Here is a 13,835-nt window from a genome sequence, read left to right as displayed (position 1 = left end):
CCTCGCCGACCTTCTCAACCTGCAGATTCCTGAACCAGGGGGACCCCCTTCATGCACGCTGATCTCTCCCGCTCCACCTTCCGCCCGGAGCGGCACTATTCCGCGGTCATCTCCCAGCAGGGCCGCGTCCAGCTCGACGCCGACGCCAACGAGCAGAGCGCGATCGAGCTCCACCGGGTGCGCGCGCTCGCCGCTGACCTGATCGGCCGGCACGGCGCCCCGCGCGACGCGGCGGGCTTCCGTATTCAGTACGTGGGCGGCAAGCACGACATCGACACCCTGAACATCTATGGCGGCCGCTACTACGTCGACGGCATCCTGTGCGACGCGGACCGGCCCGCGCCCGGACTGCCAGTCCCGGACGAGGACGCCGCGGATGACGACGCCGAGTCCACCGCGCCGCCCGCGTTCTGGACGTACTGGGACCAGCCGGACGGCTTCCGCGACCCGGAAAAGCCGGGCGACCGGCTGCCGTCGCCCGCCCAAGTACCCTTCGTGGTCTGTCTGAAGGTGTGGGAGCGTTCGGTCAGCGCGGCGGAGGACCCGGCGCTGCGCGAGGTGGCGCTCGGCTCGGCGATGCCGGACACGGCGGCGCGCGCAAAGGTCGTCTGGCAGGTGCTTGCGCTGACGCTCGCCGCGCTCGGCATCGAGGAGAGTGACCCGTCGAAGGAGCAGGTGAGCGAGAAGTTCACCCAGTGGGCGATCGGCCAGAGCGCCCCTTCCGCACATCTCGCGGCCCGCGCCGAGCGGCCCGACCACGCGGACGAGGACCCGTGCCTGGTCAAGCCGGACGCCCGCTACCGCGGCCCGGAGAACCAGCTGTACCGGGTGGAGGTGCATGACGGGGGCCCGGCCGGGGACGCCACGTTCAAGTGGTCGCGCGAGAACGGCTCGGTCGTCTTCCCCGTGGATGAACTGGACGGCACCTGGGTGCAGTTGGCGAGCCTCGGCCAGGACGACAAGCTGGATCTGGACGTGGGCGACCAGGTGGAGTTCACCGACACCGCGTACGCCTCGCGTCTGGAGGCCCTCCCCCTGCTGCGGGTCGAGGAGCTGGACCTGCCGGGCCGCCGGGTGCGGCTGTCCGCCGAGCCCGAGCCGGGCGTGGGACGGCTGCCCCACCTGCACCCGTTCCTGCGCCGCTGGGACCACCGGGCGGGGCCCAGGCGCCAGGGCCGCACAGCCGGCCTGCGGGAGGGAGCGATCGGTGTCGAGGAGGGCGCATGGCTGCCTCTTGAGGACGGCGTCGAGGTGTACTTCGCCAAGGGCGGCACCTACCGCACCGGCGACCACTGGATCATCGCGGCCCGCACCGCGACCGGCAGCGTCGAGTGGCCCACGAACGACGCGCGCAAGCCGCTGCTCCAGGCCCCCGCGGGCATCGCACGGCATTTCGCGCCGCTGGCCCTGGTGAAGGGCGAGGACGCCCCCGTCGACCTGAGGCTCGTCTTCGACCCGCTCGGGTACGGCATCCCGGCCGCGGACAAGGCGACGCTCGCCGCGGAAGCGCTCGCGGCCGAAGAGGAGCACGCGGCGGAGACCACGCAGGACGCCCCGGCGGGGCCCCGGTCACAGACCACGGCAGAGGCGGAAACCGCAGTGGAAGGAGACAAGTGATGGCCAAGCCACTGAGCGCGTCCAAGCTGGTGGAGATCCTGCGCGCGGAGGGTCTGACCGTCCATGAGGTACGCAGCTGGCGTACGCACAACCGTAATTCGAAGGGTCCGTGGGGCCCGATGAACGGCGTGGTGATCCACCACACCGTCACTTCGGGCACCGACGCGTCCGTGGACATCTGCTACGACGGCTACTCGGGCCTGCCCGGCCCCCTGTGCCACGGCGTGATCGACAAGAAGGGCCACGTCCACATGGTCGGCAACGGCCGCGCCAACCACGCGGGCCTCGGCGACGGCGATGTCCTGCGCGCCGTCGTCAACGAGACGAAGCTGCCGCCGGACAACGAGGCCGACACGGACGGCAACCGCCATTTCTACGGCTTCGAGTGCATCAACCTCGGCAACGGCAAGGACCCCTGGCCCGAGGCCCAGAAGGAGGCCATCGAGAAGGTCTCGGCCGCGATATGCCGGGCTCACGGCTGGAGCGAGCGTTCCGTCATCGGCCACAAGGAGTGGCAGCCGGGCAAGCAGGACCCGCGCGGCTTCACGATGGACGGCATGCGCTCCCGCATAGCCGACCGCCTGCGGAGCAACAAGCCGGGCGGTGGCACAAGCCCGAAGCCGCCGACCAAGCCGCACCCCGCGTACGAGCCGTTCCCCGGCTCGGCCTTCTTCCGGACCGGCCGCCACGACAAGCTGATCACCGCCATGGGCAAGCGCCTGGTCGCGGAGGGCTGCGGCCGTTACGAGCAGGGCCCGGGCCCCGAGTGGACCGACGCGGACCGCAAGTCCTACGCGGCGTGGCAGCACAAGCTGGGCTACCGGGGCAAGGATGCGGACGGAGTACCGGGGAAGGCCAGCTGGGACAGGCTGAAGGTGCCGGCGTCCTGACCGGCAGTCCGCTTGCCGGAAGGGCCCGTACGGAAGGCCACCACTCTCGTCGCCGCCCGCGGCGACAGCGCTCAGCGGGCGGCGAGGTCTCGGGCGGTTCGGACGATGTGGGTGCGTGAGATGCCTGCGGTGTCGAGGAGTTCGGAAGCGGTTCCGGAGCCCGGCAGGTTGCGCACGGCGAGGTGGACGACTGCGGGAGCCAGCCGCTGCGAGGCGAGTGCGGACAGCACGGCCTCGCCGATGCCGCCTTCGGGATGGTGGTCCTCGACGACGACCAGTGCGCCGGTTTCCTGGGCTGCGCGGGCGAGCATGTCGAGGTCCAGGGGCTTGACGGAGTACAGGTCGACAACCCGGACGGGGATGTTCTCGGCGGCCAGCCGGTCGGCGGCGGCGAGGCATTCGTGGAGGGTGACGCCGGCGCCGATGAGGGTGACCTTGTCGCTGTCGCTCGCGCGCAGGGTCTTGGACCCGCCGACGGGGAAGTTCTCGTCGGAGGCGTACAGGACGGGGTAGGCGCCCCGGGTGGTGCGCAGGTAGGAGATGCCGTCCAGGTAGGCCATGGCGGCGGTCAGAGCGGCAGCGGATGTGGCGTCGCTGGGGTAGAGCACGGTGGAGCCGTGGACGGCGCGCATCATGGCGAGGTCTTCCAGGCCCATCTGGGAGGGGCCGTCCGCGCCGATCTCGACACCGCAGTGGGTCCCGCACAGACTCATGGAAATCTGGGAGACGGCCGCCATACGGATGAAGTCATGGGCCCGGGTGAGGAAGGCGGCGAACGTGGTGGCGTAGGGGCGGTAGCCGCGTACGGCCATACCCACCGCGCCGGCGATCATCTGCTGTTCAGCGATGTACATCTGGAAGTACCGCTCTGGGTGTGCCTTGCCGAAGTCCTCCGTGTGGGTGGAGTTGCCCACCTCCGCGTCCAGGGCCACGATGTCGGGCCGGGCCCCGATCGCGGCGAGCGCCTTGCCGAAGGCGACACGGGTGGCGACGGTTTCGCCGACCTCGAAGCGCGGCAGCGACACCTCCACGGGAGCGGCCGGGGTGCTTGGGGTGGCGGCGGGAGGCTGGGGGCCGCGGACGGTGAGGTGGCGTACGCCGCCCAGTTCGGTGATGGCGCGTGCGGCAAGATCGTCGGGCAGTGGCTTGCCGTGCCAGCCCTCGGCGTCCGCGACCTCGAAGACGCCCTGCCCCTTGATGGTCTTGGCGACGATGACGGTGGGGGCCTGCCCGTCGTCCGCGGCGGCCAGGGCTTGTTCGACGGCCACGAGGTCGTGGCCGTCGACGACGAGGGCGCGGCAGCCGAAGGCTTCGGCGCGGCGGGCGTAGGCGCCGGTGTCCCAGCCCAGCTCCGTGGGGCCGCGCTGGCCGAGGCGGTTGACGTCGATGATCACGATGAAGTTGGCCAACCGGTGGCGGCCTGCCTTGTCCAGGGCTTCCCACACCGACCCTTCGGCCATTTCGCTGTCGCCGCACAGCACCCACACGCGGTACGGCTGGTGTTCCAGGTCCCGTCCGGCCAGCGCGATGCCGACGCCGTAGGCGATGCCCTGGCCCAGGGAGCCGGTGGCCGCATCCACCCAGGGCAGGACCGGAGTGGGGTGGCCCTGCAGTCGAGCGCCGTTGCGGCGGTAGGTGGTCATCAGTTCCTCTTCGTCGATCGCACCGGCGGCGAGGAACATCGCGTACAGCAGGGGGGAGGCGTGCCCCTTGGAGAAGATCAGGTGGTCGTTGGCCGGGTTCTTCGGGTTCTGCCAGTCGTAGCGCAGTTGGCGTGCCATGAGTACGGCCATCAGGTCCGCGGCGGACAGGCTGGAGGTGGGGTGCCCGGAACCGGCGGCGGTGCTGGCGCGAACGGAGTCCACGCGCAGCTGCTGAGCCAGCTGAAAGACCTGGTCCAGGCCGCTGTCGGGCCCGAGGGAGACAGTGGGGGTGTTCTCGACCGACATCGCGGCTTCCTCTCGTGTCCTGCGTTCTGATCCGGTCGTCGACGGCTGCCGGCTCGCGGGCCGCGCGCAGAGGCTGCGTGGGGCGCCTGTGCCCTTGCCGACCGTATGTCCGTGATGCGGTGGCCGCGATCTGAACGCGTGCCGGTCAGAGGGTGCGGTCCAGGAGCGCCATCAGTGCTTTCCAGTGGCGGTCGTCCGCCGTGCTGTCGTATGCAGCGGTGTCGGCCTGGGTGAAGCCGTGGTGCGCGCCGGCGTAGACCTCGCTGCGGTGGCGCACGCCCGCTGCGGTGAGGGCCTCGTCGAGGCGGTTGATCTGCTCGGGGGGCAGCGAGGGGTCCTGGTCGGCGTGGCCGAAATACAGCTCCGCGGTGATCCGGTCGGCGACCAGGTGCGGGCTGTCGGCAGAGTCGGTGGCCAGCCGCCCACCGTGGAAGCCGGCCATGGCCGCCACCCGCTCCGGGTAGGTGCCGGCGGTACGCAGGGCAAGGCCGGCGCCCATGCAGTAGCCCGTGATACCGACCGGCCCGTCAGTGGTCAGGGGCGAGGCGGTCAGCCAGCTCAGGTAGGCGTCGGCGTCGCGCATCGCGAGATCGGGTGTCAGTGACTGCATGATCGGGCCGAGACGCTCGAAGATCTCCGGGCGTCGGGCCGGGTCGATGAAGTCGGGCAGCTCGACCACCGGCGCTCGCCCATGGCGGTAGAAGACATTGGGGGCCAGGACGGTGTAGCCGGCTTCGGCGAGGCGGTCGGCCATCTGCCTCAGGTGAGGACGGAGTCCGAAGGCGTCCGGGTAGAGCAGGACCCCGGGGTGGGGACTTCCGTCGTCGGGGTGGGCCAGGTAGGCGTCGGCGGTGCCGTCCTGTGTGGGAATGTCCACGGATGTTCCGCGCACGGCAGTCATGGGCGTTCTCTTCTCTCGTCCGGTGCCCCTCCTTGCCCGGGGCAGGAGGGACCGAAGGCGGGGTTGCAGTCAGTGATCGTAAGGGGTGAGTGATCAACCGTGGCGGCGTGACGGCGCCGCAAAGCGGTGGTTGACTCAGGACCGATGCAGCATGGGGCGCCACCGCTCGGGCACCGCGCCGCCGTACTCGATGCCGGTGGCGCCGACGAGGGATGCCAGGTCGGCGAGCTGTCCGGTGACCGCCCGGCACAGCACCGCCGTCGGCTTGATGCCGGCCTCCAGATACAGGCCCTCGATCAGCAGGACTCCTCGGCTCCGGTCGAAACGTGGAGCGGCCCGGCCGACCGGGTGGTCGCCGTGCAGGATCGGCGGCCGCCGGAAGCCGGGGCCCGGCCAGGTGTTGCCGCGAAAGGGCCAGCCGGCGCGCATCCGCCTGGCTGATCGTCAGAAGCCGCTGGGGCGTGGGCATCGTGGGGGCCCTTGCTCCGTCTCGAATCATCTCGGCACCGAGATGCGCGCACTACAGGTGGTGTCCCCGGGAGGCCGGACCTTCCACTCGGTATCGTCGTCCGACATCCTCGGTGAACGAACGGAACTGGCACAGACAGTGGGTGCGGTTTCCGGCAGGGAGCCACGACGGTTAAGGATTCGAAAGCCCGATGACAGACAACTCCGACATGATCGACTTCGTTCGGGCGCGTCTTGCTGAGGAAGAACAGATTGCGCAAGCGGCAGGCGGCGAGAGCTGGCGTTGCCCGGCCGACGTGCCCGGCGAGGTCCACGACCGGACCGGCGCCATCGCGTTCAGCGTGCGGAATCTCGGCTTCGACCAGCACATCGCTTTCCAGGACCCCGCGCATACACGTCGCCGCATCGAGACGAGCCGAGTCCTCCTGAATGAGTACGCGGAGATCGCCGACAAGGACACCGACCGCCCCGAATACGACTTCCCGTCCGGCCGCGCCGTCGGCCTCGGTTTCGCCGTCCGGCAGATGGCCGCAGAGCATGCCGGCCACCCCGACTACCGGGCCAAGTGGCTGCCGCGGTTCATCCATTAGCATCCGGCGACGGCCGCCCCCGGGCCGGCCTTGAACGCGACCGTGACCTACAGCCGGGGTCCTTCATCAGCGGGAACCGGGCGCAGGGGGTCACCTCGGGCGGCAGGGGCAACTGCAGCAGCGGTGAGACCCGGCACCGGCCGATCAACGAGATCCTGAACGCGCACCGACCGGCCGGCCGGCCGAGGTGAGCAGGGCGGATTCGGGGCCGCTCCGTGGGACGTACACTCCACCCATGGGCGACACACATGCAGTGAGGGAGTGCCTGCGACAGGCCCCTCACGTGCTGGGCCCAGTTGCGCCGAAGGCGCTCTGCCGTGCGCTGCACGGTCACGGCTGACCAGGCACTCACGATCGTCACGGATTTCGGTCCCGATCGCCTGATCCGCAACTTCTCCCGCAGTTTCTGCTCCGCCCATGGAGCGCTTCTCCACCCCCTTCGCTGTGCGTTCCGCAGCACCCCACACTCGCGCAGCTCCTCGGCGTGCCGTCGGCATCCCCTTCGGCGACGGCCGATGGGGCGTGCCGCATTTTCGAGAGGACCCTGTATGAAGTTGAGGGAGTTGCTGGCCGGTCACGATCACGAGGTCCTTCTGGGCGATCCGGAGACGAGGATCAGCGCAGGAGCCTGTTTCGACGCCCATCGCGTTTCGCCGGGTTCGCTGTTCATCGCCGTACCCGGTCATCGGGAAGGGGGACCCGGAGCCATCGGCTCGGCACTGGCACGTGGCGCTGTGGCGGTACTCGTCGACAGGACAGCGCCCGATCTCCCAGCGGCAGTATGGGCATCGGCAGGCAATGCATGCGTCGTCCGAGTGCCGGACACACGGACAGCAGCGGCGGTCGTCACCTCCCGCTACTACGGCGAACCCGGTCAGGACATGGACATGGTGGCCGTGACCGGTACCAACGGGAAGACCTCGGTTTCGTACATGGTCGAGTCCGTCCTGAGGATCGCCGAAGGCGCGAAGGTGGGCGTGATCGGGACATCGGGCAGCCGGATCGGCGACGAACTGATCCCGATGCCGCGCTCGGTGTTGACCACACCGGAATCGCCGGACTTCCAGTACCTGTTGGGACACATGCGCGACCACGAGGTGGGCGCTGTGGTCCTGGAGGCCACCTCGATGGGCCTGCTGAACCACCGGGTGGACCATGCGTTCATCGACGTGGGGATCTTCACCAACCTCACGCAGGACCACCTGGACGACCACGGCACCATGGAGAACTACCGCGACGCCAAACTCCGCCTCTTCCAGGGGCTGTGCCGGCTCGCAGTGGTCAACGCCGATGATTCCGTGGGGGCCGGGATCGGGCGGTTGATGCCGGGCATGGTCACCACGTACGGCATCGACGCGGAGGCGGACTACCGGGCGACGGACCTGAGCATGAACGCCTTCGGTACGAGCTTCACCCTCCACCACGCGGGAAGCAAGTACCCCGCGGCGATCCCGGTGCCCGGCCGGTTCTCGGTGGCCAATGCGCTGGCCGCCGTGGCGGCTTGTCACGTCCTGGGACACGATCTGGCGGGTCTGGTTGCCGCACTCGACCGGATGCCCCCGGTCCCCGGACGGCTCGAACGCTTCGAGACCCCCCACGGCTCGTCCGTGATCGTGGACTACGCCCACTCTCCCGACTCCCTGGACAAGGTGCTCTGCGCCGTCCGGGACTTCGCGCCGGGCCGGGTGATCACCGTGTTCGGCTGCGGGGGCGACCGGGACGTCACCAAGCGCGCGCAAATGGGCGAGATCGCCGGGACCCTCTCCGATCTGTGTGTCCTCACCTCGGACAATCCACGGAATGAGGACCCCGAGGCGATCATGGACCAGATCACGCCGGGGCTCGTGGCCACCGGCACCCGGTTCGAGAGGTTCGCCGACCGCCGCCGGGCGATCGCCTTTGCCCTGTCCGCCGCCGGCCCGGATGACATCGTCCTGGTTGCGGGGAAGGGCAGTGAGCCGTACCAGATCGTCGGCGAACAGCTGATTCCGTTCAGCGACATGGCCACGGTGCGCGAACTAGCAGCCACGCAGGAGTAACAGGCGCAGCCGCCGGAAGAGCGGGAAGAATTGAGGGTACATGTCCCCATGTGACTGACCCGGGGATTCACCGAAGGGAGCGGTTGCCATGGAGCGGACCACGTGCTGCGTGGTGGGTGGTGGCCCCGCCGGAATGATCCTCGGGCTGTTGCTGGCCCGGGCGGGGGTGGCGGTCACGGTCCTGGAGAAGCACGGCGACTTCCTGCGCGACTTCCGCGGTGACACTGTGCATCCGTCCACCCTGGCGCTGCTGGAGGACCTGGGGCTGGCCGGGCGGTTCAGCCGGCTGCCGCAGCGGCGGGTGACGACAGTCCAGCTGCCGCTCGGCCCGGACCGTTCGCTGGTCACCGTCGGAGACATCGGCGCGCTGCGGGGCAAGTACAACTACATCGCGATGGTGCCCCAGTGGGAACTGCTCAACCTCCTCGTGGACGAGGCCCGGCGGGAGCCGTCCTTCTCCGTGCGGATGAACACCGAGGCGACGGCCTTCCTCATGGAGGGCATGGAGGTCCCCCCTGGTCGAGCGAAGCCGAGAGCTCGCGGGAGGGTCACGGGGGTCCGGTACCGCACGTCCGACGGCCGTACCGGTGAGCTGCGGGCCACCCTCACCGTGGCCTGCGACGGCCGGTCCTCACTGGCCAGGGCGTTGCCCGAACTGGGACTGCGGAAGTTCACCTGCCCGATGGACGCCTGGTGGTTCCGGCTGCCGCGGCGGGAGGACGACCCGCACGGGCTCGTGGGAGGCGTCGGCGACCGGTTCTTCAGCGCCATGATCGACCGCGGGGACTACTGGCAGTGCGCCGCACTGATCCCCAAGGGAACCGACACCCGGCGCCGCGCCGCCGGTCTCGGCCGGTTCATGGGCGAATTCACGACTGCCGTCCCGTGGCTCGCGGACCGGGTGCACGCGCTCGGGTCGTGGGACGACGTGAAGCTGCTCGACGTGCGGCTCGACCGCCTACGGCGCTGGCACCGCCCGGGGCTGCTGTGCATCGGCGACGCGGCGCACGCGATGTCACCGGTCTTCGGCATCGGCATCAACCTCGCCGTCGAGGACGCGGTGGCCGCCGCCCGGTATCTCGTCGAACCGCTGCGCGCGGGCGCGGTCGGCCTGCGGACCGTACGCCGCGTCCAGCGCCGCCGCTGGCCGACCACCGCCGCGACGCAGGCCCTGCAGCGTTTCGCCCACACGAACGTCATCGAACCGGTCCTGTCGGGCCGCCCGGCGTTCGGCAGCCGGAAGCGCGCCCAGCGGCTGAGCGAGCTCATCACGACCTCGCGGTGGCTGAACCGCCTGCCGGCGTACTTCCTCGCCTACGGCGCCCTGCGCGAGCGCCCGCCGGCCGCGTCGGTGCGCTGAGCCGGACGCCTTGCGTCGGCGGAGCCGGCACCGCGCCCACCCCGATGTCGGGGCGACGGCGCGGGACCGGGCTCGTTCTCGGCACGAGTTCTCGGCACGAGATGGAAGGGCAGCCGTGGCGGCACCCTCGGGGCGCGTACCCGCAACGCCTGTCAGCCACGCCGTCCTGCGTTGCGGACGCCCGCATGGTGCGGGCATGCCGGCACGTCGAGCACATGCATTCCAACGCAACCGTCCACCTGGCCGGTCCCCCGCCGAGGCGTCAGGCGCGCGCCTTGCGGGCCGACATCCATGCGTAGACCAGGACACCCGCGAAGAGGAACAGCACGCCCTGGTAGACGGCGGCGTAGCCGGAGCCCGCCAGGAGCCACATGGAGAAGCCGAAGGCGGCCAGCGCGAGCACGGCGTCACGGGCGAGGCGAGCCGGGCGGACCCGGTCGCGCTGCCCCGAGACGAGGAAGTACAGCTGGGCCGCCGTCGCCAGGAGGTACGGGACGGTCGCGGTGAAGGTCGTGACCAGCACCAGGATCTCGAACACCCGGGCCGTCCCGGCCATGTAGTTGTAGACAGTCAGCAGCGAGGCGAGGACGACCGTGACGGTCACGCCGAAGGTCGACACGCCCCGCCGCTTCACCGCGAAGCGTGCCGGGAACAGGCCGTCGCGGGCGGCGGCGTACGCGGTCTGGGCGCTGAGCAGCGTCCAGCCGTTGAGCGCGCCCACGATCGACACCAGCGCCGCGCAGGCGACCGCCGCGCCGCCCCACGTGCCGCCGAACATGGCGTTGACGGAGTCGGTGAAGGGAGCGCTGGAGGTGAGCAGCTTGTCGTGCGGGACGGTACCGAAGACGGAGAGGGTGCCCAGCAGGTACACCAGCGCCGCACCGAGCGTGCCGAGGACGGTCGCCCGCCCGACGTTGCGCCGCGGATTGCGCACCTCGCCCGCGCTGACCGCCGCCGACTCGACGCCGAGGTAGCTGAAGAGCAGGATCGCTGCGGACGCGGAGACCGCGCCCAGGGCACCACCGTCCGTGGCCTGGAAGGGACCGAGGTTGTCCGGGTCGAAGAAGAACAGCCCGCCGATCGCGACCAGCAGCAAAGGCACGAACTTCAGCACGGTGGAGACGAGCTGCACCGCGCCGACGTAACGGGTCCCGGCGAGGTTGGCGAGAGCCGGCAGCCACTGCACGACGAGTGCGGCGGTCATCATCAGCCACGGCGAGCCGTGCAGGGGCAGCAGCACGTCCAGGTAGCCCACGGCGGTGACGGCGAGCGCCGCGTTGCTCACCCAGGAGGTGATCCAGTACGACCAGGCAGCCAGGAAGCCCGCGAAATCACCGAAGGCCTCGCGCACGTAGACGTATGGCCCGCCGGTGCGCGGGTCGCGCTGCGCGAGCCGCCCGAAGACGAGCGCGAGCGCGATGGCACCGACGGTGAGCACGCCGAAGGCGACGAGGCTGATGGTGCCGTACGGGGCGACGGACACGGGGAGCAGGAAGATGCCGCCGCCGATGATGTTGCCCATGACCAGCGCGGTGGCGACCGGAAGCCCGAAGCGCCGGGCGTGCCGGCTGTCCCCTTCGCGCTCCGGGGCCGGAAGGTGCCCCGTCCGGGCGGAGGCGGGGCCGTGGGCCGGGGCGGGGCTGCCCGGGGCCGGAGCCGATTGCGAAACGGTTCCGGTGTCGTGCATGGGGATGGTGCGCCTTTCATCGTGCTGGGTACCGTCGCCTGCCCTGCGGTCGGCGCCACGGCCCCCCGGCCTGTGCAGCGGCGGCCCAACGTGCGGGCGCACGCCTGCTGCGGGAACGGCCGGGGGATGCATCCCATGGTCGGTTATCGGACACCGCGCATCAAATCGCCGGTGAATGTTCACTGAAGCGCCGTCTGCGACCGAAAATCGGACGGAACCGGGGCTGTGCGACCGCGCATCCTTCTCTGCGGGTGCGAAGGCGCCGACGGCCTCGGCGGCCGGCGAGCAGCCCGTCGGCGACCGGTCGGCGCAGGGGCGCCGCGGAGCCGGCCGACCCGAGCTCCGTCGGCCCATCTGCTGGTCGCCCGGCCGTGAAGCACGGCTCCCCCTCAGCCACGCCGTTGCCGGGCAGCGGGGACACACACCGGGCTCACGGCGAGGACACGACATGGGGCGCCCTCCGCCTCTGTGTCCTCGCCGTCGTGCGGCCCACGGCCGACGGCGGGAGAGTGGAGGTGACGAACCGGGCAGTGATGGGAGGGCCCGAGCAGGGAGCGGCGTGCTTCGTTCGATCGGGCTCCGGCCGGAGGGAGTCAGGCGTGAACGGCAACGACACACCGCGGACCCATCAGGGCAAGCGGCACTTCGACCCGGCCCCGGGGCCGGGTTCGCAAGACGAGCAGGAGAGCGGCGCCCCGCGCTTCGTCGTTCAGATCCATGATGCACGCCGCATGCACTTCGACTTCCGACTGGAAGTCGATGGCGTGCTGAAGTCGTGGGCAGTACCACGCGGCCCTTCGGAGAACCCGCGCGACAGACGGCTGGCCGTGCCGACGGAGGACCATCCGCTGGAGTACCGCGAGTTCGAGGGGGTCGTTGCGACGGGCCAGTACGGGGGTGGCACAGTCATTGTCTGGGACCAAGGCGCCTACCGGCCGCTCAGCCACGACCGGCAGGGCGCCCCTGTCCCGTTCGACGAGTCCCTGGGGAACGGCCACGCCACCTTCTGGCTCGACGGGGTCAAGCTGCACGGCGAGTTCGCCCTGACTCGCTTCCACGGCGGCCACAAGGGCGCCCCCGCCGGCGAGGAAGTGTGGCTTCTGGTCAAAGCAGACGACAACCGCGCTGTCCATGACAGACCCGGCACGCCCGACCCACACCGCGCGCGTTCGGCCCGCACCGGACGCACTCTGCGCCAGGTCGCCGCCGAGGAAGCGGGAACGCCGTCGTAGCCATCGCGCCGGCCGGCAGTGTGCCCGCCCCGATCGAGCGACTCGTGGCCCGGTGGACGCGGTCCTGCTCCCTCAGCCGGCCACCGGCAGCTGTGCGTCGTCCCGCAGCAGGAGTGGAATTCGGTCGAGCGGAGCATCGAGGGTGCGCCAGGTGCCACCCCCGTACGTCGTGCCCGTCCAGGCACACCTCCAGTGGGCACCTGCGGGCAGATAGGTCTCGCGGCTGATGGCACCGGATTCCGTGACGGGGGCGATCAGCAGATCCGAGCCGAGCAGGAACTGGTCGGCGACGGTCCAGGCCTGCTCGTCCTCGGGGAACTCAAGGAACAGCGGGCGCATCGGCGGCAGGCCCTCGCGGGCGGCTGAGGCCATCTGTTCGGCGATGTACGGGCGGAGGCGTTCGCGCAGCTCCAGGTAGCCACGCATGATCTCGTACGCCTCTTCGCCGTACGACCACACCTCGTTGGGCCCGCCCGCCATCTCGCCGCCCAGCGGCAGCCACGGCAACCGGAAGCCGTGCAGCCGGAAGATCGGGCACAGCGCGCCGAACTGGAACCAGCGGACGAGGACTTCGCGGTACGCCGCGTCGTCGGGATCGCCGCCGGCATTGTTGTCGGCCGTGTCCTTCAGTACGGCCAGGACGGGCTCGCTGCCCGTGGGGACGCGCGGCGTGCCCGGGCCGGCGCCGGCGGTCTGCGCCCACTGGTAACCCTGCCGGCTGCTGTCCCCATGCCGTCGCGCCCCACAGAGCGCTGCAGAAGGTCCGCATGGCGGCTTCCCGGTCGGCCCGCCGGCGGTTGGTGACGGTGCCGACGGCCTGGGTGAGCGGACAGCATCAGACCAGCCAGGAATGCCCGGACAGCGGCCGTCGACGTGCGCAGCTGAGTAGGCGTCAGACCAGCCGCGGGGCTCGGGTCGACGCCGAGCTCGGCGTATGTCCTGCAACGCCTCGTAGGCGTCCGAGAACTCATCACCCATCACTTCGGGCTGGAACTCCAGCTCGAAGTCATCGCCGATCTCGGCGACGTGAGGCTAGGTCCGGAGGGCGAAGGACTTCCTGGCCATGAGGGCTCCCATGTGTCGTGCAGTGCCCGGCCCAAAA

Annotated in this window: 10 protein-coding genes and 1 pseudogene; 6 read left to right on the top strand and 5 right to left on the bottom strand. The window is 70.5% G+C overall.

Features of this window, described 5'->3' with window-relative positions:
* Positions 1 to 51: 51 nt before the first annotated feature.
* Positions 52 to 1,617 (top strand): DUF6519 domain-containing protein, encoded by a 1,566-nt coding sequence (locus tag ACGFU7_RS16760; protein WP_393696443.1) that lies wholly within the window; start codon positions 52 to 54, stop codon positions 1,615 to 1,617.
* Positions 1,617 to 2,507, top strand: coding sequence for a peptidoglycan-binding protein (locus ACGFU7_RS16755; RefSeq protein WP_393696441.1), 891 nt, complete (start codon positions 1,617 to 1,619; stop codon positions 2,505 to 2,507). The genes ACGFU7_RS16760 and ACGFU7_RS16755 overlap by 1 nt, the downstream gene beginning before the upstream one ends.
* Before the next feature lie 71 nt (positions 2,508 to 2,578).
* Here the strand turns inward: ACGFU7_RS16755 and ACGFU7_RS16750 are convergent, their stop codons facing one another.
* The 3 genes from ACGFU7_RS16750 to ACGFU7_RS16740 form a co-directional block, all read right to left on the bottom strand.
* Positions 2,579 to 4,456 (bottom strand): transketolase, encoded by a 1,878-nt coding sequence (locus tag ACGFU7_RS16750; protein ID WP_393696439.1) that lies wholly within the window; start codon positions 4,454 to 4,456, stop codon positions 2,579 to 2,581.
* A 145-nt stretch (positions 4,457 to 4,601) separates the two neighbouring features.
* The gene (locus ACGFU7_RS16745) at positions 4,602 to 5,357 is read right to left on the bottom strand and encodes a dienelactone hydrolase family protein (protein ID WP_393696438.1); all 756 of its coding nucleotides are present in this window, start codon (positions 5,355 to 5,357) and stop codon (positions 4,602 to 4,604) included.
* Positions 5,358 to 5,492: 135 nt separating this feature from the next.
* On the bottom strand, positions 5,493 to 5,786 hold the full coding sequence (locus ACGFU7_RS16740; RefSeq protein WP_393696436.1) for a hypothetical protein: 294 nt from the start codon (positions 5,784 to 5,786) through the stop codon (positions 5,493 to 5,495).
* A 230-nt stretch (positions 5,787 to 6,016) separates the two neighbouring features.
* Here ACGFU7_RS16740 and ACGFU7_RS16735 point away from each other — a divergent pair, with 230 nt between their 5' ends.
* From ACGFU7_RS16735 to ACGFU7_RS16725, 3 genes are all read left to right on the top strand, one after another.
* Complete coding sequence (locus ACGFU7_RS16735; protein WP_393696435.1) at positions 6,017 to 6,415, top strand: DUF6221 family protein; 399 nt, start codon at positions 6,017 to 6,019, stop codon at positions 6,413 to 6,415.
* 548 nt (positions 6,416 to 6,963) lie between these two features.
* The gene (locus ACGFU7_RS16730; RefSeq protein ID WP_393696433.1) at positions 6,964 to 8,454 is read left to right on the top strand and encodes a UDP-N-acetylmuramoyl-L-alanyl-D-glutamate--2,6-diaminopimelate ligase; all 1,491 of its coding nucleotides are present in this window, start codon (positions 6,964 to 6,966) and stop codon (positions 8,452 to 8,454) included.
* An 88-nt stretch (positions 8,455 to 8,542) separates the two neighbouring features.
* Positions 8,543 to 9,814 (top strand): FAD-dependent oxidoreductase, encoded by a 1,272-nt coding sequence (locus tag ACGFU7_RS16725; protein WP_393696431.1) that lies wholly within the window; start codon positions 8,543 to 8,545, stop codon positions 9,812 to 9,814.
* A 262-nt stretch (positions 9,815 to 10,076) separates the two neighbouring features.
* Here the strand turns inward: ACGFU7_RS16725 and ACGFU7_RS16720 are convergent, their stop codons facing one another.
* Positions 10,077 to 11,501: an amino acid permease gene (locus ACGFU7_RS16720; protein WP_393696429.1), complete on the bottom strand. Its 1,425-nt coding sequence runs from the start codon at positions 11,499 to 11,501 to the stop codon at positions 10,077 to 10,079.
* Between the two features lie 599 nt (positions 11,502 to 12,100).
* Between ACGFU7_RS16720 and ACGFU7_RS16715 the strand changes: the two genes are divergently transcribed.
* Complete coding sequence (locus ACGFU7_RS16715; protein ID WP_393696427.1) at positions 12,101 to 12,733, top strand: DNA polymerase ligase N-terminal domain-containing protein; 633 nt, start codon at positions 12,101 to 12,103, stop codon at positions 12,731 to 12,733.
* A gap of 72 nt (positions 12,734 to 12,805) precedes the next feature.
* Here ACGFU7_RS16715 and ACGFU7_RS16710 read toward each other — a convergent pair.
* Positions 12,806 to 13,336: pseudogene (locus tag ACGFU7_RS16710) on the bottom strand (TIM-barrel domain-containing protein); the annotation flags it as partial.
* Between the last annotated feature and the right edge of the window lie 499 nt (positions 13,337 to 13,835).

This window comes from Streptomyces sp. NPDC048473 (genome assembly GCF_043200155.1).
In the GTDB taxonomy this organism is placed as follows: Bacteria; Actinomycetota; Actinomycetes; order Streptomycetales; family Streptomycetaceae; genus Streptomyces.
This window is presented reverse-complemented; position numbering and strand designations above follow the sequence as displayed.

Excerpts from the sequence above, each read along its gene's own strand:
- ACGFU7_RS16725 (WP_393696431.1), top strand. The coding sequence starts at position 8,543 with ATGGAGCGGACCACGTGCTGCGTGGTGGGTGGTGGCCCCGCCGGAATG.
- ACGFU7_RS16720 (WP_393696429.1), bottom strand. The coding sequence starts at position 11,501 with ATGCACGACACCGGAACCGTTTCGCAATCGGCTCCGGCCCCGGGCAGC.
- ACGFU7_RS16740 (WP_393696436.1), bottom strand. The coding sequence starts at position 5,786 with ATGCGCGCCGGCTGGCCCTTTCGCGGCAACACCTGGCCGGGCCCCGGC.
- ACGFU7_RS16755 (WP_393696441.1), top strand. The coding sequence starts at position 1,617 with ATGGCCAAGCCACTGAGCGCGTCCAAGCTGGTGGAGATCCTGCGCGCG.
- ACGFU7_RS16730 (WP_393696433.1), top strand. The coding sequence starts at position 6,964 with ATGAAGTTGAGGGAGTTGCTGGCCGGTCACGATCACGAGGTCCTTCTG.
- ACGFU7_RS16750 (WP_393696439.1), bottom strand. The coding sequence starts at position 4,456 with ATGTCGGTCGAGAACACCCCCACTGTCTCCCTCGGGCCCGACAGCGGC.
- ACGFU7_RS16760 (WP_393696443.1), top strand. The coding sequence starts at position 52 with ATGCACGCTGATCTCTCCCGCTCCACCTTCCGCCCGGAGCGGCACTAT.
- ACGFU7_RS16745 (WP_393696438.1), bottom strand. The coding sequence starts at position 5,357 with ATGACTGCCGTGCGCGGAACATCCGTGGACATTCCCACACAGGACGGC.
- ACGFU7_RS16735 (WP_393696435.1), top strand. The coding sequence starts at position 6,017 with ATGACAGACAACTCCGACATGATCGACTTCGTTCGGGCGCGTCTTGCT.